This is a genomic window from Oceanobacillus sp. FSL W7-1304 (assembly GCF_037969805.1).
GTDB classification, from domain to species: domain Bacteria; phylum Bacillota; class Bacilli; order Bacillales; family Amphibacillaceae; genus Oceanobacillus; species Oceanobacillus profundus.
In genome coordinates, this window is sequence record NZ_CP150211.1 from 2,176,694 (window position 1) to 2,196,300 (window position 19,607).

General features: G+C 33.3%; 21 protein-coding genes. 7 read left to right on the top strand and 14 right to left on the bottom strand.

All coding sequences use genetic code 11. The annotated features are described in order from the left end of the window. Window positions 1-11 precede the first annotated feature (11 nt). The 7 genes from NYE61_RS11020 to NYE61_RS11050 all read right to left on the bottom strand — a co-directional run bounded on the left by NYE61_RS11020 (window position 12) and on the right by NYE61_RS11050 (window position 5,932). Window positions 12-245 (bottom strand): phosphopantetheine-binding protein, encoded by a 234-nt coding sequence (locus tag NYE61_RS11020; RefSeq protein WP_095312281.1) that lies wholly within the window; start codon window positions 243-245, stop codon window positions 12-14. Beyond that, window positions 242-1,387: a glycosyltransferase gene (locus NYE61_RS11025; protein ID WP_303448324.1), complete on the bottom strand. Its 1,146-nt coding sequence runs from the start codon at window positions 1,385-1,387 to the stop codon at window positions 242-244. The genes NYE61_RS11020 and NYE61_RS11025 overlap by 4 nt, the downstream gene beginning before the upstream one ends. Before the next feature lie 34 nt (window positions 1,388-1,421). After that, window positions 1,422-2,483 (bottom strand): aminopeptidase, encoded by a 1,062-nt coding sequence (locus tag NYE61_RS11030; RefSeq protein WP_095312275.1) that lies wholly within the window; start codon window positions 2,481-2,483, stop codon window positions 1,422-1,424. 2 nt (window positions 2,484-2,485) lie between these two features. Then, window positions 2,486-3,463, bottom strand: a complete 978-nt coding sequence (locus NYE61_RS11035; RefSeq protein ID WP_303448323.1) for a hypothetical protein — start codon at window positions 3,461-3,463, stop codon at window positions 2,486-2,488. Next, on the bottom strand, window positions 3,453-3,668 hold the full coding sequence (locus NYE61_RS11040) for a phosphopantetheine-binding protein (RefSeq protein WP_158586230.1): 216 nt from the start codon (window positions 3,666-3,668) through the stop codon (window positions 3,453-3,455). Before NYE61_RS11040 ends, NYE61_RS11035 begins: the two co-directional genes overlap by 11 nt. 73 nt (window positions 3,669-3,741) lie before the next feature. Next, entirely contained in the window at window positions 3,742-4,794 is a 1,053-nt protein-coding gene (locus NYE61_RS11045) for a hypothetical protein (protein ID WP_095312267.1), read from the bottom strand. Next, window positions 4,787-5,932: an aminoacyl--tRNA ligase-related protein gene (locus NYE61_RS11050; protein ID WP_303448322.1), complete on the bottom strand. Its 1,146-nt coding sequence runs from the start codon at window positions 5,930-5,932 to the stop codon at window positions 4,787-4,789. The genes NYE61_RS11045 and NYE61_RS11050 overlap by 8 nt, the downstream gene beginning before the upstream one ends. Window positions 5,933-6,069: 137 nt before the next feature. Here NYE61_RS11050 and NYE61_RS11055 point away from each other — a divergent pair, with 137 nt between their 5' ends. Further along, a complete protein-coding gene (locus NYE61_RS11055; RefSeq protein ID WP_251661012.1) occupies window positions 6,070-6,240 on the top strand; it encodes a hypothetical protein in 171 nt (56 codons plus the stop codon). Between the two features lie 127 nt (window positions 6,241-6,367). Here NYE61_RS11055 and NYE61_RS11060 read toward each other — a convergent pair whose 3' ends face one another. The 4 genes from NYE61_RS11060 to NYE61_RS11075 form a co-directional block, all read right to left on the bottom strand. Continuing rightward, on the bottom strand, window positions 6,368-7,117 hold the full coding sequence (locus tag NYE61_RS11060; RefSeq protein WP_339315458.1) for a phytanoyl-CoA dioxygenase family protein: 750 nt from the start codon (window positions 7,115-7,117) through the stop codon (window positions 6,368-6,370). A gap of 14 nt (window positions 7,118-7,131) precedes the next feature. Beyond that, entirely contained in the window at window positions 7,132-7,965 is an 834-nt protein-coding gene (locus tag NYE61_RS11065) for a phytanoyl-CoA dioxygenase family protein (RefSeq protein ID WP_095312257.1), read from the bottom strand. A 12-nt stretch (window positions 7,966-7,977) separates the two neighbouring features. After that, entirely contained in the window at window positions 7,978-8,742 is a 765-nt protein-coding gene (locus NYE61_RS11070) for a phytanoyl-CoA dioxygenase family protein (RefSeq protein ID WP_095312254.1), read from the bottom strand. 68 nt (window positions 8,743-8,810) lie between these two features. Then, window positions 8,811-9,455: an SIS domain-containing protein gene (locus NYE61_RS11075; RefSeq protein ID WP_095312251.1), complete on the bottom strand. Its 645-nt coding sequence runs from the start codon at window positions 9,453-9,455 to the stop codon at window positions 8,811-8,813. A gap of 253 nt (window positions 9,456-9,708) precedes the next feature. Between NYE61_RS11075 and NYE61_RS11080 the strand changes: the two genes are divergently transcribed. From NYE61_RS11080 to NYE61_RS11105, 6 genes are read left to right on the top strand one after another with little or no spacing between them, the layout of a single operon-like run. After that, complete coding sequence (locus tag NYE61_RS11080) at window positions 9,709-10,677, top strand: PfkB family carbohydrate kinase (protein ID WP_251661016.1); 969 nt, start codon at window positions 9,709-9,711, stop codon at window positions 10,675-10,677. 4 nt (window positions 10,678-10,681) lie between these two features. Beyond that, the gene (locus NYE61_RS11085) at window positions 10,682-12,067 is read left to right on the top strand and encodes a glycosyltransferase family 9 protein (protein WP_339315462.1); all 1,386 of its coding nucleotides are present in this window, start codon (window positions 10,682-10,684) and stop codon (window positions 12,065-12,067) included. A 13-nt stretch (window positions 12,068-12,080) separates the two neighbouring features. Next, window positions 12,081-12,482 (top strand): hypothetical protein, encoded by a 402-nt coding sequence (locus NYE61_RS11090; protein ID WP_095312241.1) that lies wholly within the window; start codon window positions 12,081-12,083, stop codon window positions 12,480-12,482. After that, on the top strand, window positions 12,479-12,946 hold the full coding sequence (locus NYE61_RS11095; RefSeq protein WP_095312238.1) for an adenylyltransferase/cytidyltransferase family protein: 468 nt from the start codon (window positions 12,479-12,481) through the stop codon (window positions 12,944-12,946). Before NYE61_RS11090 ends, NYE61_RS11095 begins: the two co-directional genes overlap by 4 nt. Before the next feature lie 10 nt (window positions 12,947-12,956). After that, window positions 12,957-13,760, top strand: coding sequence for a phytanoyl-CoA dioxygenase family protein (locus NYE61_RS11100; protein ID WP_095312235.1), 804 nt, complete (start codon window positions 12,957-12,959; stop codon window positions 13,758-13,760). 18 nt (window positions 13,761-13,778) lie between these two features. Then, the gene (locus tag NYE61_RS11105) at window positions 13,779-14,567 is read left to right on the top strand and encodes a phytanoyl-CoA dioxygenase family protein (RefSeq protein ID WP_095312231.1); all 789 of its coding nucleotides are present in this window, start codon (window positions 13,779-13,781) and stop codon (window positions 14,565-14,567) included. Window positions 14,568-14,626: 59 nt separating this feature from the next. On the opposite strand, the gene NYE61_RS11110 is transcribed toward NYE61_RS11105, so the two are convergent. From NYE61_RS11110 to NYE61_RS11120, 3 genes are read right to left on the bottom strand one after another with little or no spacing between them, the layout of a single operon-like run. Further along, complete coding sequence (locus NYE61_RS11110; RefSeq protein WP_095312227.1) at window positions 14,627-16,225, bottom strand: carbamoyltransferase N-terminal domain-containing protein; 1,599 nt, start codon at window positions 16,223-16,225, stop codon at window positions 14,627-14,629. Between the two features lie 2 nt (window positions 16,226-16,227). After that, window positions 16,228-18,162 carry a carbamoyltransferase C-terminal domain-containing protein gene (locus NYE61_RS11115; protein WP_251661018.1) on the bottom strand — a complete coding sequence of 645 codons (1,935 nt, stop codon included), beginning with the start codon at window positions 18,160-18,162 and terminating at the stop codon, window positions 16,228-16,230. Further along, window positions 18,149-19,600, bottom strand: coding sequence for a carbamoyltransferase C-terminal domain-containing protein (locus NYE61_RS11120; RefSeq protein ID WP_251661020.1), 1,452 nt, complete (start codon window positions 19,598-19,600; stop codon window positions 18,149-18,151). The genes NYE61_RS11115 and NYE61_RS11120 overlap by 14 nt, the downstream gene beginning before the upstream one ends. Window positions 19,601-19,607 lie beyond the last annotated feature (7 nt).

Consider the following 19,607-nt stretch of genomic DNA (forward strand, 5'->3'; position numbering starts at 1 on the left):
GGACTCCCTCCTTATTTGGTTGATACTAATTTTGAAATATAATCATAAGCATCACCAAGCGTTTTTATATCGTCCAGATTTAAATTATCATCAAGTATATCGATGTTGTACTCTATTTCATATTCAATCAGAAGCTCAATTACATGCGTTGAATCCATTCCAAGTTCTTTAAACGAGCTTTCAAGTTCTAACTTATCACTTTCTACTATTTCTTTCGCAACTTCTATAAATTCCTCTTTATTCATGTGTCTCCTCCTAAAAAATTTCGAATGATTTCTACGGTATGCTTTGTAGGATTGTAAGAAAGTACTGTTTTTTGTAGATTTCTAGATGTGTTCATAGATTTAGCTATACAATACATTTTATTGAGCAAATTTTTTTTATTTAGTTGACTTGGTAAGATCGTTTCCGATATTCCAAGTTGATTACATAAATCTGCCCAAATTTCATGATCATCACCTAGTGGTATAATAATCATAGGTTTCCCGTATTTGATTACATTTTGCAGCGTACCACATCCACCATGGGTTACAACATAATTAACTTGTGGCAACAAGTAATCATGTATTGGTACATCTTTTATCCAATAAATGTTTGAAGGTAGTTCTTTCCCCCACCAACTTCTTTGGTCGGAAATGATAACCTCATATGAATTGTCATTTCCATATGCATCAATAACTAATTCTATATAACGGTTCATTACTTCTCGATATTCAATTCTTGGGATTGAAGATGTACAAACTAGTATTTTAGTTTTGGAAGGACTCAAACCAAATTGATACTTACTTTTATTATTTTGCTCCACTTGATTGTTCAGATTTCCAACGAGTAACGTGTTTTTAGGTAACTGTATTTTATTATTTAGTAGTTCTGGGTATACAAACACTAGATGTTTATAAGGAGAAATACCTGCTAGATCTCCTCTTGAACGAACAGACCCTTTTGATAGATTCGGAAGATGAATAATTGAACGCAGATGATTTAAATTTTTTTCGTAGTTAACTTGAAATCGTTTATTCACTATAGGATTACCTGGAATCAAATCAAACGGAAAAGGAACGGTAGTTTGAAAACTTATCCATGGTATTTTGTACCTTTCAGCAATGTATGCTGGTGGTGGCTGAGTGGAATCGCAAAAGAATAAATCATAATAATGTGGATTAATTTTTGCTAATATCTCATTATAAAATTCGTCTAAAAATAGATTAGGAATTTTATCCCAACCGACTTTCACAAATGTTATCCCTGTTCCTCTTACATAATTCTCATTTTGTTCGTGACCCAAAAGAGTAACATTATATCCTTGCTCTTGTAAGGCAAGCCCTATATTTAATGCTGGTAAAAAGTGACCTAATAACCGTTGACTACTTATTAACACCTTAACCATTTAAAGTCCCACCTAATTTTACATTTTCATCTCGTTACTTTATAAAGACTCCGTCTTTCATAATTAGCGAATTATCAAAATAGATTTCTCCACCTCCATCCCTCTCTAATAATGAAAGTACTAAATCCATATGAACTGTAGAATCATTATAGTTATAAGCACTTTTATAAGACTGCCCTAATGCAAGGTGGATACTTCCTAACATCTTTTCATCGTATGCAGAAGTAGTAAAAGGCTTTATGATATAAGGATTTAACCCTATGCCAAATTCACCGAAGTAGTTTGCTCCATGATCAGAATCTAATATTTCCTTGAATCGTTTATTATTACTAGTATTAAAGTAAGTCAGTTCACCATTTGTATACTCTAATGTTACAAAGTCAAAATTTACTCCAAAGGAGTTAAAAGGAACATTAAAATTAATATAGCCATGTACGGTCGATAAATTGGGAGCTGTAAAGACCTCGCCACCAGGCAAATTATGTTTGCCATCACAATAATCAGAATCAATACCCTGTATTGAAAATTTCAAGTTGGTGTTTGGTGCAATAATTTTTACTTCGTTCGTGTTTTCTAAAAGTTTCATTATGTCAACCGCTCTTTTATAAAATCTTTTATAATCAAACTTGATAATCGAATCTTCAAATACACGATTTACCTCTTTACTTGACTGTTTACTTAGTTGTGATAAAGCAATAGATGGCGCATGTATAAGTATCCATCTATTTGTTTGTTGTGCATATTTCATAATCGGTTCGTAAAAATACTTATAATACGATTGATGGTTTTTATTATCGATTTCATTCATCTCAAAAGTATTTATATCATGGGTAACACCAATAAAAGCATCCATTTCATGAAGCATTTTCAATTCATGTTTAAGTAGATTTCTAAAGAATGAGGAGTTTCCATAGTTGATGAGTGATTTTAACTCACTAATTTTTATTTGCTTCACATAAGCATAGGCCCCGATTATAGTTAACCGCTTTATCAAACTATCTACTAATGGAGACTCCCCAGTGGATAATATATATATTTTTTCTCTTTTATTTATATTTAAGGAATTGTATAGAACGACTTGTGCAACATCATCCATCTTTATGCTCCAACTACGTCTTTAAGAGCTGTGAAAAATTTTCTTTCATTTTCCAAAGTCTGCTCTAAGAAATCTACTAATTTTTGCTTGTAATCTTTATCTGGTTGTCTTTTCCATTTCATAAGAACACCCATAATTAGCGACCAACATTTACACAAATAGAATAGCTCCTCTACCCATGATGGATCCAAAAACCTTTGGGGGATCACTTTTTTATTTACTGCAAGTAACCATAATTCTCTTAATCGCCTATAATAATGTACATCAAACTCTAAGGTTTCTAATATAGAAACCAACTGAGAAGATGGTGTGTCTTTAATTCTACAAATATAATCTTTTAACTGATTCAATCCATTTAAATTGATCATATTAGTGACTGATTCTTTTACAATGTAAAAAAATTCATTCTCCCATTCCAGGTTCTCGTTCTGACTTAAATGAATCTCACCTAGACCATGGTATTGGTCTTTCTTCCAATTATTTAAAAAGTCTGTCCAGGGAATTCTACCTCGTTGCCCTTCGAAATACTTAGGATCACCTGCCTCATCTATAATAGTTATCCCCTTTTCATCCGCATCAACGATTAGAGACCAGTGTACAATATCATACCTTTGGTAGTAACCTGAATATTCTGTGTTATATGATTTATAGAATAGCAGACAATATCCATGGTAATTAATATGCTGTATTATCAACTTTTTTACTTGTTCAGGTGAAATAGCATTAATTGTTTGAATAACATATCCCATGTTTAATGTAGGATCAGACCGCCGTAATTGAAGATCATGGTGAGAACAGTCGAAAGGATTTAAAAAAACCTTTATTAGTTCTGTTTCCCCTTTCCAGTTTAAAACCTCTTTTATACATAGCTGTTTACAATCTAAGGTGCGATTACAAAAACCGTCTTTATCGGGAAACCTCCAATCTACAACTCTAGGTACTGAAATAAAATCGTAAAAACTTTTTTTATTATTTATCATTTAGATTTCTCTCCACTAGCTCGACAATCGTTGAGAACGATTTAAAGTTATCTAAAATGATCTCTTCATCATCAATCTCTATATCAAATTCATCTTCTATTTCAACTACAAGTCGAATAAAAGTCATGGAGTCTATCCCTAATTCATGTAAATTATCTTCTTTTGTAAAGGCAACATTGTGAAGAACGTTTTTTAAACACTTCATAACTATCTCTTCATTGTGAGTCATTATAATATCTATCCTTCCATAAAGAATTGGTTTATTAAATAAATAAAATCTATTTTTTCGCTAATAGAACCTCGTTTATCTTGCTTTGTACCAGCCAATTTTTAAATAACGCATGAATTCTTTTTTCTATTTCATATACTTTGTAATACCCTTGGCAAAGTGCATCAATAATTTGTTTTTGACTTTGTTGTTGATACTTAAGTGATAACCTCCGGAGGTTAGTTAATTCTCTTTTTGAATCATCATATAAATTTAATATTTTTATAATATCTCCACAATCGCTTCTGTTTTCGTGTAATAGCTGTTGAGCAGTCGCTATATTAAGCTTTTTGTGTTGTAAGAGTTTGTATTGAATAATATTCCATAATCCATACTCTTTCGGAGATAAACGATACTGAGACGTCATTATTTCTCTAAAATAATTGAAAAGGTAAAGATAAACGTAATGCCCATTTGCAAAAGAACCCTTTTTTAAAACGTTGTCATCAAATTGTGTAGAACGGTCTAAAGCAAAGAATAGCTTAGTTCTATCTACTACTTTGTCTGGGTAATAATTGATATGGAGGGAAACAGCAGGAAATCCATAAAAAGTGAACCATTTCTCTTTATATAAATGATGTTCAATCGTATTCTCTACTAAAGTATCTAATTCCGAGAATGGGATTTCAAACTCTCCAAATGTTTTGCCATTTACATCAAATCCCATTCCACTGAAGATTTTTTTCTTATCATCGTAGCCATAAATAATTGCTTCATGAATGATATCTTCTTTCATAAAATATTTAGAGCTAGGAACTAATCTCCAGTTTAAAAAAACTAATATATATTTCTCTTCCTCTAAGTTAGATATAAAAGATTCTATCCAAGATTTTTTCTTTTGTATTAACTCCTCAGATAATATTTCGGAATAAATGTCTAGATGTTCTTCCATCCGTACCATAGGGAATTGATCAGGATTCTCGTTTTGAACCTTTAAATTAATAAAATGGCTACGTATCCATGAATGAAATTGCGTATGTGCAAATAAGATACTTAATCTACAATTGTGATAACATTCAGTTGATAAACCTGGATTATTAATAATTGGAAGCTTTTTAACCATGTTTGATCAACTCTTGCAGACACTCTGGCCACTGCTGCCGATTTGTTCCATACGTATACACAATTGCCTGTACCCATCGTTCAACACCAAACGCAGTACATCCTGAGTAAGCCAGATCTCCTTTGTTAGTACTAATGTTAAAAGATTCCGTTATTACATGGTCGCATAAATTAAATGAAGCCACCGAATAACTTATTTCTTTGTTTGGAGAAAAAATCAACTCATATTTTCTCTCGCCGGCTCTTTGGTAAGCTATTTTATTTCTATCTTCTTTCATAAAAAAGGGATCATTCGCTGTTTCAACTTTTCCTTTAAGGCCCAATTGATCAAATAGTTTTATTACTTCCTCTAGCAAATGGTCTCTAGTTTCAGTCACTTTCTCTTTACAGCCTAAGTAAATAATTTCATACATATTAAAATCTCTTGATCGATAAGGAGATATTTGATGGTTGTTCTCATGCCGAAAACATTGACCAAAACTGGAAACTACTTCAAGTTCATCTGAAAGTGATTGGTCCTCTCTATCGTTATAAGCGAAGTAACATAGGCAGGGTCTTAGATAATAGTCAGATGATTGAAATAGATCACCAGTATCTAGATTATATTCTGAGTAAAGGCGGTATTTCTCTAAATTTTCCTTTTGATGCTTTATCTCAAATACTCTATATGTGTTTTGCGGAAAATGGAATGCATAATTGGTTTTTTTCATGAGTTTTTCAGACATAATACTTGGGTATTTGGTATACGTCGCATTATATTTTTGAGCCAATAGGTCGAACTGTTTTCTTATTCCCTCAAATAGAAGCGCTATATCTCCTTTATAACTAATACCTTCCTCTTCTTTTACAGGGTGGATAAAGTCCCCATAAACCTTTAAGTTTTTGTTATTTTCATCAATCACTTTTTTACGGATCTGCCGGTCTTTTTCCATAATTAATCTATTTAAGTTCTCATGAAAACTCTTTTCTTGGTCGCCTTCATATGTCACGATTAATTGTCTATCCGTTTGCGTCACATTTGTTACATCTATTGATAAAAGATAAATGCGATTAATTAGCTCTGGGATGTCTTTTGTTTTGATACTCGAAGTAGAATAACAATATTCCATTTCTATCACCCTTTCTCTAGTTTTTACCATTTTAAATGAAATGGTTATAAAAAAACTCGCCTAAAAATACCGAGATTATTGGAATCCTGTAAAAAAGAACGATTAAAGCCGAGCCGATGGATTTATTAGTCCTCCATAATGAATAAAAAGATATTGGAGGTTATCGTATGTTGCAGTTAGAACAATTTAACTATCAAATTATAAGAGTAGAAGATATAGAAAGGGCCATTCGGAGGTACACTAAAAATTCAAATCACAAGCTAGTTCTTTATAATCCCAAGCAGAGTGCATTATTAACTATTAATGGTTTGGATTTTCTAAAACTTGAATTAATTTAAGAAAGTAATTAGTTAACAATCTGTAACTAAGAATCTTTAATTTTCAAGCTCCTTTGGGGGATTGTTTATTATTAAATTCTAAAAAGATACCACTAACAAATAGCTAATATTATGGAGAAATTGGAGATTACTCTTTGTATAAAAGTGGGTTTAGATTACTATTTGCATAGCCTCCGATTTCAATCCCAGGGAAAAATTTATAAAAATCCTGCTTAATATTTTGCTTAGGCTTTGTAAGCCTCGCCCCATCTGCATAGTAGACTATAGCAAAAGCCTTTCTAGTTTCATGAAAGGTATTTGAATCAGCACTATGAAGCGTCCATCCCTTGTGGAATGTAACATCACCAATCTCAAGACAGCCATAATTAATTTCTTTTAGTCCCTCTCTAATGGCTTTTCTTAAGCTTATTTCACCAAATTTTTGGGAGCCATTAATAAATTTTAGGGAACCAAGTTTCTCCGATATTTTATTTAACGGCAACCATAAAGTGATTGTATTATCCGTATCCAAAGGCCATGCAACTTGATCTTGATGCCATGGTGTAGAATTACTTTTTGGTTTTTTAAACAGAATACAATCATAGTGTAGCCGAACTCCATCTACACCCAATAGTTTAGCTGCAACTTCAGCCAATAAAGGTGAGTGCACAAAATTACGGATGGTTTCTGATCTTGTCCATAGATTGGTTACCTCCAAAAATCCTTTACTAAAATCATCGCGTTCAGAATCAGACAATTCTTTTTGGGATAGGTCTTCGAGAACCAGTTCTATTTCCTTTTCCAGATGTTTAATTTCTTGTTTGTCAACTAGACCTTTGATAAAGATATGACCATTCTCATTAAATTCATGGCTAAGGCTTCCTTTTGTTGAAAACACTCAAGTACCATCTCCTATCTCCAAGAATCAAAATAACCTGCATCTTTAATGGAAAAAATGGTGCCCTGTTTCTCTGCGATTTTTGTATTATTATTGAATCTCCTTCTAACTTTCTCGCCCTCCCTATTAACTAGCTTGTTAAAGTTTAATGCCAACCTTTCAACACTGACGCCTGTAAAATGCGTTAATAAGCATCTTCTATATCGATCCTTTGTCACATTTGCAGTAGACCCATGGATGATATTTCCGTTGAATATCACGACGTCTCCTGGATTTGTTGTGATATTTTCTACATATGAACCTTTGGGTACATTAATTTCCTGTCCCTTATCCGAAAAATACTCCCTTACATTTGTTGGGTCTTTTTCAGGATCTTCCAATTCTTTTTCCTGAGTTCCTCGCACAAATTGTAACCCCCCATTTTGTTCATCAGTGTAATCGAGCGATACCCAAGCAGCATATGTTGTTCCGGGGAATACCCCGAAAGCGTAATTATCTTGATGTAATGGGAGTTCCCGCGTTGTTGGGCTCTTAAAGTAATAACTAGTTGATATAACTAGAGGCTCTTCTCCAATAACAGCTTTCATCAAATCAAAGACTTCTGATTTGAGCGTGTGCTTCATAATGACAGGATTCTTCCGGTGATAATCTCTCATTCTTGGAAAAAGACTCTCAAGTGGTCTATCTTCTTTGGCATGTATTTCACCGTTTTGGACTAGCTGTATCCAATGGTTTCGGAACTGCTTATTTATCGAATTCACCTCTTGGACACTATAAACTCCTTTAACATTAATAAAACCTTTTTTATGAAACTCCTCAATCTGTTCTTTTGATATTAGATTTTTCATCTGTTCCTCCTTTTATTTAAAACTTGACATATTTACTCGTTTTCGAATTCTTTCTCCTTTTTTATTTATTATTTTGTTATAGTTGAGTGTTAATTTTTTGCTACTTGTACCACAGTAATGACAAATGATGGAATTTCTAAAATCCGAGGCAGATTTGTTCTTTGTGGAATCATGAATAGCGTGTCCATGGTAGATTACAACGTCACCTGGTTCTGTATTTACACTGATTATATCGTAACCATCAGGTACTTCTAATGTTTGAATATACCCTCCAAAAGTGTCAGCTTCATCATTGTAAACTTTCTTAGGTGTTAATAGTTCCAGCTTATGAGATTCCGGAACAAACCTCATTCCGCCATTATTTTCATCTGTTTTTTCCAGGCAGGTCCATATTGCATGACAAGTACCTGGTGAAACGCCAATTCCATAATTATCTTGGTGAAATGGGATGCCCTCCATAGTCGGCGGCTTGTAATAAAAGTTAGTAGAAATTAGTTCAACTTCCTCATCAATAAACATCTCTAAAACATTTAATACACTTTCTTTTAAGGCAAATTTTAATATTTCCTTATTCTCTAGATGAGTATCCCTTTGTCGAGGATAAAGACTATTCAAGGGTTTAGTTGGGTCTTGTTTAATCTCACCACTAGCCACCTTTTCCAGCCAAACTTTTTCATATTCTCGCTTTAACTCTTCCACTTCCTGGTTAGAGTAAGCTTCCTTTATAATGGTATAACCATTATAATGGAACTCTTTCTTATGTTTGCCAATGTCCAATCGATCACACGCCCTTTGTAATAGTATCTAGCTTTGAGTTTAATATTGCTTGTATCAAAATTCTCGGCTTATTTTTGCTGGAATAGTTCTTTTTCCAGAATTAAACATAAAGTATGGTATATCGATAGATGATATTCTTGTATGCGGTATGTGTCGTTTGACGGGGCTTTTATAATAACGTCACATAAATTAGCCCCAATAAAACTCTCATGGTTACCTGTAAAACAAATAATATGCATATCAAGAGCATGAGCTGTATGGATTGCATTGATAACATTTTCAGACCTTCCGGAAGTTGTAAATGCAACTAAGATATCATCCTTCTCTCCATAGCCGATTATTTGTTGGGAAAAAGATAAATCGTATCCTTGGTCATTTGCAATAGCTGTCATCGCTGCACTTTGAGAAGAGAGAGAGTAAGCAGGTATTGAAGACTCGAGGTGATTAGCCAGGTAAATACCTCTTTCCCCAAGTTGTTCTAATTTTTGTTTCAATTCTTGTGATAAAATTCTTTTTCTATAAAAGGATTTGACTAATTCAGCAACCATATGGTCTGCATCAGCACTACTTCCTCCGTTGCCACATATCAAATACTTATTTTTAGAAATAAATGCATTTTTCAGATATTCATATGCCTGATTTATTTGAGATTTACATTGCTTTACTTCTGGCAATCGTTCTATTAATTTATTAATGCCGTCATATTCTTTCATAGTTACTTCCTCCCATAGAATACTCTAGTTAGATTGGATAACCAAACAACGCACTTCCTCCTATATGTCCCAATGTTAGTCTCTAAAGAAATATGTTAAATATTAAAAGGTGTGCTTGCGTACTTGTAATTTTGCATTCTAAAAAAGTATATGACTCGGCTTCTCCTAAAAGAAATTTAAACAATTTAAGCAGATATATATTCAACAAAATATATTAAGATAGATGTAATTCCATTTTAGAAGGTGAATCCGCTTGCCAGGATATAAACTACACAACGAAAAAAAAGAAGTATTGATTATAGGTGATATTGTTTTAGATTGTTATATTGAAAGCAAACGGTCTTATGCATCAAATGAGAAAATAAATAAGTTAATGGTTAGAAAAAAAACATATATAGCAGGAAATGCTGCAAATGTTGCTAATAATTTGGCGAGATTAGATATAACTGTCCATTTGTATGGTTTGGCAGGAAATGACGTGTTAGGAAATAAACTAGAAACGTTATTAGATCCGAGCATCAAAAGTTATATTTCCAAAAGCAATAACAGGACACCGCTTAAAATGCGTTATCTAGACGAGCGAAAAAAAGCACTGTTACGAGTCGACGACGAGGAATATGCTGATTTAACAACATCTGAGTATCAATTTCTCATATCTTTATTTGATAAATTACAAGACAGAATTGGGTATCTTATTATATCTGATCTTAATAAAGGAACATTCAGCGATGCTATAATAGAAAAATTAATTAATAAAGCAAGGAAAGCAAATATCCTTGTTCTTATTGATCCTTCCGGTAGTCGTCCTAATTCTTGTTATTCTAATGCTGATTTCTTATTTCCTAACATTGATGAACTAGAGAAACTCCAAAATCAGAAGTTTAATCATGTAAACGAGGCAATTACTATTGCACGGGACATAAACAGGTCTTATCAAATTAATTACATTCTCTTAAAGGCAGACAAATTCGGAAGTTTCTTTGTCAATCATAATAACATTCTTCATATTCCAGCAAGTGCTAAAAATGTTATTTGTGAAGTGGGGGCTGGTGATTCTTATATAGCGGGGTTTGTTTATTCATTAATCACTCACCGATTTGTATTAAAATCATTCATCTTTGCCAATTTAAGTGCAGCAATATCTATTTCAAAAGATTTTACTGCTGTTGTTGAAAAAGAAGAATTAGAAACCGCTTATCGTTCAATAAAGGTGGATAGATAATAATATGGATCTTTTTAGAGAAAAGGTAATACAAAACAGAAGCTTGTTAAAAAGCAGAGGTAATAAATATGTTTTTTTAATCGAGAAAGAATATATATCTGATGCTATTTCTATGTTAGAAATATACAGTAAAAGTATCATAATATTTGAGGGGAATTGTACGATTCAACTGTCCAAAATTTTTCACGACTTAGAAATCATTTTGCTAGATAAATCTGACATGCCTACTAAAATAGAACACCTTCTTAGAGAAAACAATACCGATTCAGGATGCAACAAAAACCTTCTGGAGAATCCATGTTCTATTTTAATTGAAATCAATCCAAAGGTGGACTCTTTCCTATTAAATGACCGATTGATAAACACATTATATAATAGTGACTTTTTCTATTCTTACACCATTTTCCCATCAAAACATACGATTTATCCCGTATTTCTCCCCACTAGAAACGATTATCAGTATACAAAAGAAAAGCAACCAGTAAAAATAAAGGCAGTATTATTAGATTGGTTTTTTGGGAATGGAGATGTAGCAATCATCTATAAACAATTAAAAAAGTTTATTCAATTAGAAGAAAAAAACTGTAGGGTTGATATTATAACTAGAGGAAAGCCTTTGAAGTTACTACAAGACCTATTTCCTGAATGTCGAATATACACCCACTTTGATAGCTATTACATCTATGAATTTCTTACTAAATCCAACTTCTATAGTGATGTGCACTTTATTAACACAAGGCTAGATCATCCTCCCCATTTACACCTATTAGATGTTGCAACAAAATCTTTAGGTTTTCCAGAGCCCGTCTCTCCGTTTATTTCTAAAGAACTATATCCATTACTACCTACTGAAATAGAAGAGCAATTAATGTACCTAAAATGTAAAGGAAGTAGTATAGTTGGTATTCAATTAGACAACGGAGACGGACAACGTTCTTGGGACGAGGAACATATAAATAAATTGGTGAGGTTTTGTAAAGAGAATCACATAACCTTAATCAACCTAACTCCATCCCCCCACATATCAAATGAGTTTGTCGATTTAGATGTAAGTTTACTTCCTATTTCTAAGTTATTCACTGTAATAAGTAAATTAGATGCTGTAGTAAGTATTGATAGTGTCTGTGGACATATTGCAGGCGTTGTCGGAACTCCTTCTATAACAATATGGGGGAAGGACAAACCCCTTGCAAGTCCACAGAATCCCTTTGTTAGTTTTAGGGTACTCAGCCAAAACTATAGTCTTTGTCCGACCTCTAACGAAATAAACGATATACCAAGTGAATTGGTTTTCAAACATTTAATAAGGTTACTAGAATCTGAATTTTCAAGTCCCGAAAGAATTACTATTGATCAAACTATCTCTGGATATAACATAGAAGAAATTTAAGGCTGTGATACTAATGTCAACTATTTGGATAAAAAACTTGTCTGAGACAGCTAATTTAGAAGGATATTATAAGAATCTTATCACCAAGGAGCTTAAAGCGCTCGGTGTTAATACTATCCGTGTGGTTACAAATATTGAAGAAACAGACCCGAAGGATACTACCATGTTAGTTATATCTTCTCATCAGATTCTAGCCGATAATTTATCCTATCAATCTGCAAATAACTATTTCAATACTCCTTTTAACATTAGCGCAATTATTATTCCAGAGCAGTTTAAAAATTTTTCATACCGATTTACCAATCTTCAATTTTCACCTCTTTGTTTTATTTATAATCCCCATCGAAATACTATACATGATTTATCCCTTTATTTAGCAAGTAAATTTAATATAAAAGCTGAGGTATTAAAATGAATAGTAAACTTGTAACCGTTAATTCATTGGTTGACATCGTAAAAGAACAAAAAAAAAAGCAACACAACATTATCCTAGCTGGGGGATGTTTTGATTTCTTCCACCCTGGCCATCTTGATTATTTAAGAGAAGCAAAACTATTAAATGGAGTTGTTATTGTTGGAGTGAATTCTGATCAATCATTTACAAAAGTTAAAGGAAAGCCTCCCCTTTTTACCTTTATGGACCGTGTAAGCATTCTTTCCGCATTAGAATATGTCGATTACGTTGTAAAAATTGATGAATTTAATTTAGCAGATATGATTGAAAAGATAAAACCTAATTATTTTGTTAAAGGAATTGATTATAAAGGGAAACTAATTCCTGAACATCGTACAGCCCACATAGTTGGAACGAAGGTTTTATGTTTAGGTAAGAGAAAACGGTTTTCTTCAACTGAACTTAAAAACACTTTAAAATATTGAGGTGAAGCATATGATACTACCAAATTTAGACTCTTTATATAATTTAACTGAAGAACAAATTGAAAATTATCAGAGAGATGGACACATTTTCTTACCTTCCGTAATGAAAAAGGAAGAAGTGAACGTCTATAGAACCTTCGTAGCCCAACATGTTAAATCGAATAACCTCTATCATGTTCCCAAAGAAGATCGCCATCATTATGGTGTGGAGAAGGCGTTTCCATCTGTTATGAATATGTGGGAAACAAATCCAGTGATAAAAAGAATTACCTTTGCTAGAAGGTTCGCAAAAATTGCTGCTGATCTCCTTGGCGAAGATCGTATACGTCTGTATCACGATTCCTCCATTTTTTTACCACCAGGTGGTAAAGCCATTCCCTGGCATACTGATAGTAGTTACATGCTACCTACTTATCCAGATAAAACGATTACCATGTGGATGGCGCTCAATTACCTTCCAGAAGAAATTGGATCAATGGGATTTGTGTCGCGTTCACATGAATTAGCTACTGAAAATGTTTTATTAGCTGCCAGAAAAGGATATCCTTTAGTTGAATATGGAGCAATGAATCCTGGAGATGCAACATTTCATTCTGGCTTGACTCTACATTATGCTGCGGGAAACCCAACTCCCTATTATAGAGAAGTACTAACCATCATCTATATAGCTGATGATTTAACTATCATAGATCCAGAAGATAATAAGGTTAAAGATGCTAGAAATTATCATTTAAAAAGACTATTCCCCTCGAAAAAACCTGGAGACAAAGCTTCAAGTCATTATACTCCTATTCTATATTCGCGGGAATGGTAAAAAGAAAGGTGTAATAATTTGAATACCAACAAATTACCTTCATTAGACAGCAAATACGAATTAACAAAACAGCAAATACTGAATTTCACTACTCTTGGTCATTCTTTACTAAAAGGTGTTGCTACTAAAGAAGAACTATCCTTCTATCGACCAATAATTCATGAAGTAGCTATAAACTACAATGAGGAAACTAGATTACTAGAAGATCGTGATACTTTTGGTAAAGCTTTCTTACAAACTATTAACCTGTGGAGGAAGGATGAACGAATCAAAAAGTTTGTAACTGCTCGTAGGTTTGGAAAAATAGCTGCAGATTTATTGGGGGTAGATTGTGTTCGACTCTATTTAGACCAATCTTTTATTAAAGAAACGGGAGGTGGACCTACCCCGTGGCATCAGGATAATAACTATATGGCGGAACTAATCCCAGAAAAGAAAATAACCATGTGGATGCCCCTTATTGATATTCCAAGTTCTATTGGTTCTTTATGCTTTGTATCTAAATCTCACCGATACAAAAGTATGACTACTAAACAAGTTGTAAGAGAGAATCTGGAAACCGTCAGTTACGGTGAAATGAAAGCCGGAGATGCCACTTTCCATGATGGATGGATTCTTCACGCAGCCAGTCAAAATAACGAAAGCTTTGATAGGGAAGTAATGACTATCACTTTCTTTGCAGACCCAGCTAAAATCGCATATCCTGATACCGATGAAAGGATTAATCACATAAAAACGTACTTCCCGAATCGTAATTCAGGAGATTATGCAAATACGTATTTAAACCCCATAGTTTTTAAACGATAAATAAAGAAAAACGAGCTAAAGAGCTCGTTTTTCTTTATTTAAATTGAATATCAACATCCTTACATATTTTTCGTAATTAAATAATTATCAATATAAAGATAATCCAAGTAAGATTGATAAAAAAATTCTAAAGCATCTAACGGGGTTTCAATTAAAGTTGCTCCAGAAATTTTTAATGGAGTATTGATAACCATCGGTAACGCAGTGAGGTTATAAAATTCATTAACTAAATTATGAATTAGGGAATTGACCTTTTGATCTGTTGTAATAAAATAAGTTGACCAATTACCGTTATTTAACGGTGGTGGTATTTCTGAGCTGTTTAAATAACAAGTGTTAACAAAATAAGGGGAGGATAGATTATTATTATCTATCCCTAACCAATTTTTATCTAGAATGAAAGCCATAAACGAACTTTCCAGTTTTCTATTCTTTATTTTATTTAATCTGACTTTATTTAATAAAAAACTTGGATTACCCAAAATACATCTACTACCTAAGGAAGCTCGTCCAAATTCACTTCGCCCATTAAAGATTCCAATTAGATTTCCTTGTTCAAGCAATTCAGCTAAGCGTTTCTCAGGGTAACTATCGAGATGTTCATACTTTGCATCATACACGCCTAGTGCAGTATTAATGTCTTGTTGCGTATATTTTCGGCCTAGAAACGGCGAGTAACTCCTATTAGTTAATAGTTTTTTTGAATTATCTTGATAATACATATATAATGCACTACCCAAACAAGTTCCAGCATCCCCCATAAATGTTGATACGAAATATCGTTTAAACGGAGATAACTCTTTTATTTTTGATAGAAGAGTAGCATTCTCAAATATTGAACCAGATAGACAGAGATTTTCTTCACCTGTTCGCTCATAGAGATAATTGCACATTTCAAGCACAATGATCTCCAAATGGTATTGAATCGCATACGATAAATCAGCCTTAATTTGATCTCTTATTTTAGTTGCATGTGCATCTTCTAACTTCTGTTTGATATACCTTTTTAAGCTTTCCAGTTGCTCATTTGCTTGGATAAATTCGCCCTCGCTAATTGAATAAAATTGATAAAAATCCTGAACAAATCGATCATTTCCTTTGGCAGCTAGCTTCATGGTTTTTTTATCATCCATCTCATGAAATCCAATACCTATGGTGACATATTGAAGAAACATTCCCAATGAATTAGTTACTATTTCAAAATCATCACTTTCGATTCCCTCTACCTTTTTATTTAGAGTTATTTGGCAGTTTTTAGACGTATAGAAACTTATCGTTTCACGGATGCGATTTTTCTCATCTGTATAACTACCTCTTCCGTCCACAACTAAAATTGCACTCCTCTCAAAATTCGATAAATAATAACTGGCAGATGCATGTGATAAATGATGATTCATCAACTTAATTTTATCAGCAAACTTGACATAATAATCTGACTCAATAATGTCATTTCCTATTACAATATCGATATCATCTATGTTAATACCTAAGTATTTTAAGCAGTAGTCAACAGCTTTACATCGAAAAGTTGATCTATCATGATAGGAGCCTTTTACTTTACTCAATCGTTCTTCCTCTATAGCAACAGCAACTTCCCCATCAACAACTATACAAGCTGAAAAGTCATGAATGGATCCACCTAACCCTAATATTTTCATGATTATTCGTCCTTCCTAACAAACATACGATATTTCTTTAACGGACCAATTTCATTTACTAATCTTGAAGCATCATCTGGGTCTTTGAGATCGTATTTATAAAGAAATCGAACTTTTTCTAAAGGGTCCTTATAGAAGGTTAAAAGTTCTTTTGGTACATTGAAGGGATTTGCTTTTTTCCATAGCGCTATCTTTTGATCGCTATTTAAATCATCGATAGTGAGTGGGCGTTGACTAGGTTCACTATGGAGGAATTTATGATGGTTCTGGAATTCAATTCGATTTCCATTAAAATAACCCACCTTGATTCCTTTACGTAAACAAAAGTTAATTGCTTCATCTATACGATTTATTATTGGCTCTCCTTTATCATTTAAAGATGTGTTACAAATAATTGGAATTCCTGTTTTTTGATAAAATCGCCGTATTACATCATAGATTAGAGAATTCATTTCCCGGTTAACCGTTTGCACCCTTGCAGACTCATCCAAATGAGAAACGGCTGGAATATAGTTAACCATGGACTCCTTAATTTTAAATGTATGAAGCATATATTCAGAAGGATAGGCACCTTCAAACCACTGTTCTAAATACTCCTCTAATACAATTGGGGCAACCGGTCTCCACCATTCTCTTTGTTTAATTCTATTTAATTCATCCTTCATTTTGACTGATCTTGGGTCACTTATAATAGAGCGATTTCCTAAAGCTCTTGGGCCAATCTCTGTTCTTCCATTAAACCAAACAACTGGATAGTTTATTATATCATCTACTACTATTTCTTTATCTGGAATACTAATAGATTTAATGAATTTACCGTATTTTTCTCGAGTCGATATCTCACAGAATTCGTTGCCTTCTCCATAATATGCATTTCTAAAGGTAAATGAAATACGTCCGATCTCTTTATAGAATGCATAAAGACCAGTTCCTAAGGATAAACCACTATCTCCAACACAAGGAGGAGCAATAAAACTTTTAAAGTGATACTTATTCATAAGATAACTATTCGTTGGACAATTTAATGTAAATCCACCTGACATCGATAAATGTGTTTCCTCTGGGTTAATATTATAATGAGCAAGTACTTTCTCAATATTAATATCCATTACCTTAAATGATGCTTCTTGTATAATTTTCATTAACATACTTATTTTATTCTCTTTTTCTGTAAAAAGAGGATCAAAATAGTTAAATAATTTTCCTTCATCCGCTTTCGTAAGTGAATTTATTTTATCATATAGTTTTTCAAATGGATTTTCCTTACCAAAATAACCGGAACCATCAAGCAGGGGAATTTCATGGCTGTATTGATAATAAGCCTTACTTTTGCTCGCACTGGCCAATGCCATTAACGTCCCCTCTTTGATTCCAAAATAAAACATAGCCCATCCCCAAAGCAGTCCTGGTGATTCAACGGGAAACAGTTCGATTTTACCTTTGTTAACATAACAACCCGCATAATAAGGTTTATGGATTCGTTCTGTTTCATCGACAACCCCATCAGGTCCACCATCCACTGCAAAACCAATTATTTTATCGTTATAAAACTTATCTGGGTCCAAAAGAATTGAAGAAAACAAATGACAAATACTATGATATGATAAATCGTCATATTGCCTAAGTGAATGATAATCATCTGTTGTATTCAAACCCGGAGTCCCCCATACTGCCTGCATATTATCTAATGTAAGATTAAGCGGACGCAACAATTTATTGATTGTTTTTTTGGCTTGTTCCACACTATGAAAGGATTTATGGTGTTCCTTTTTACCAGAGAACCTTTCTAACTCCCAATAATGAATGAGTTCAATTGAGTTTCCAATCTTATAAAATAATGCCATATTTTGATCATGTCTAACGATTGTGTCTAACAAATGATCAATGGGATCAATGTGTAGGTACGTTGCTAAATAATATCCATCATTCATAGCCATTACCCACACTTTCTATTTTCTGTAATAAATAATTTCCAATCACAAGGTAGTCTAAATCCATACGAAGAAAGGAATCTAAAGCATCTTGAGGGGATTCAACAATTGGTTGTCCATTATCATTAAACGATGTATTAAGCAGTATGGGTATGTTAGTTTTATTATAAAAATAACGAATAAGCTCATAAAATTGCGGATTCAGGGCTATTGAAACAGTTTGCAATCTGCCGGTTCCATCTACGTGAGTCACTGCCGAAATTTTATCTTGAGCATTCACTTTTATCTTTGGAACAAATAGCATATAAGGAGAGGACTTTGAAAAATCAAAAAAATCACAGGCATATTCTTCCAATACTGCTGGAGCAAATGGCCTAAAAGGTTCTCTATGCTTGATTCGTTTATTAATTATATCCTTCATATTAGGATTTCTTGGGTCTGCGAGGATACTTCTATTTCCGAGTGCACGAGGCCCTGCTTCTGATTTCCCTTGAAACCAACCAATAATTTTTCCTTCCGATAATAACGTTGAAACTTCATCATATAGGTCATCTTCTGTATGTTGAACAATAGTAAGGTTAGAAGCATGTTTATGAAATGCAGATTTTATGTCAGAATCACTATATTCTTTACCCAGATACGGGCTACAGTCCCCAGTATTTGGTATTCTTTCATACCCTCCGATTTGATAATACCCATATAATGAACAACCTACGGCGGTTCCAGCATCACCAGCAGCTGGGAAAATATATAGGTTCTTAAATGGCGTTCTTCTTAGAATTTTTTCGTTCGCCACACCATTTAAAGCAACCCCTCCTGATAGGCATAGGTTTTCTGATTTAGTAATACTGTATAAATTTATACAGGCAGCAATTAGAACCTCTTCTAGATGGTGCTGTACTGCATATGCCATATCTGCTTTTGTTTGTTGTTTATCTTGACTGTTTTTCATCTGATGCCTTACAAACTCACGCATTTTCTGAATCTGTAAAAGAGATTGTTTAAATTGACCTTTATGATCGAACCAAAAGAATTCAGTAAAATCTTTAATATACTTTTCTGTTCCGAATGGTGCTAATCCCATTGTTTTACCATCCTGTAAAAATCCAAATCCAATTAAATCTGTCATTTCCTCATAAAATTTCCCTACTGAATTTTCTATCAAATCGTTTTCTTCAAGTCCGCTAACTTTTTTTAATTCAATAATATCTCTCCCCTTACCGTAGTAATAAGAGATAGTCTCTCTTTCTCCATTTGATAAAAAGCTCCCTCTACCATCTGCAATTAGGATTGCTGATTCGTCGAATGGTGAAGGATAAAATGTCGTAGCAGCATGTGATAAGTGGTGGTTAATTTGATGTACGTGATGATGATTAAATCTAGAATAGTATGCTGGCTCAACAATATCCGATGTCACGATGCAATCTAAATCTTCTTCATTCATGTTATTC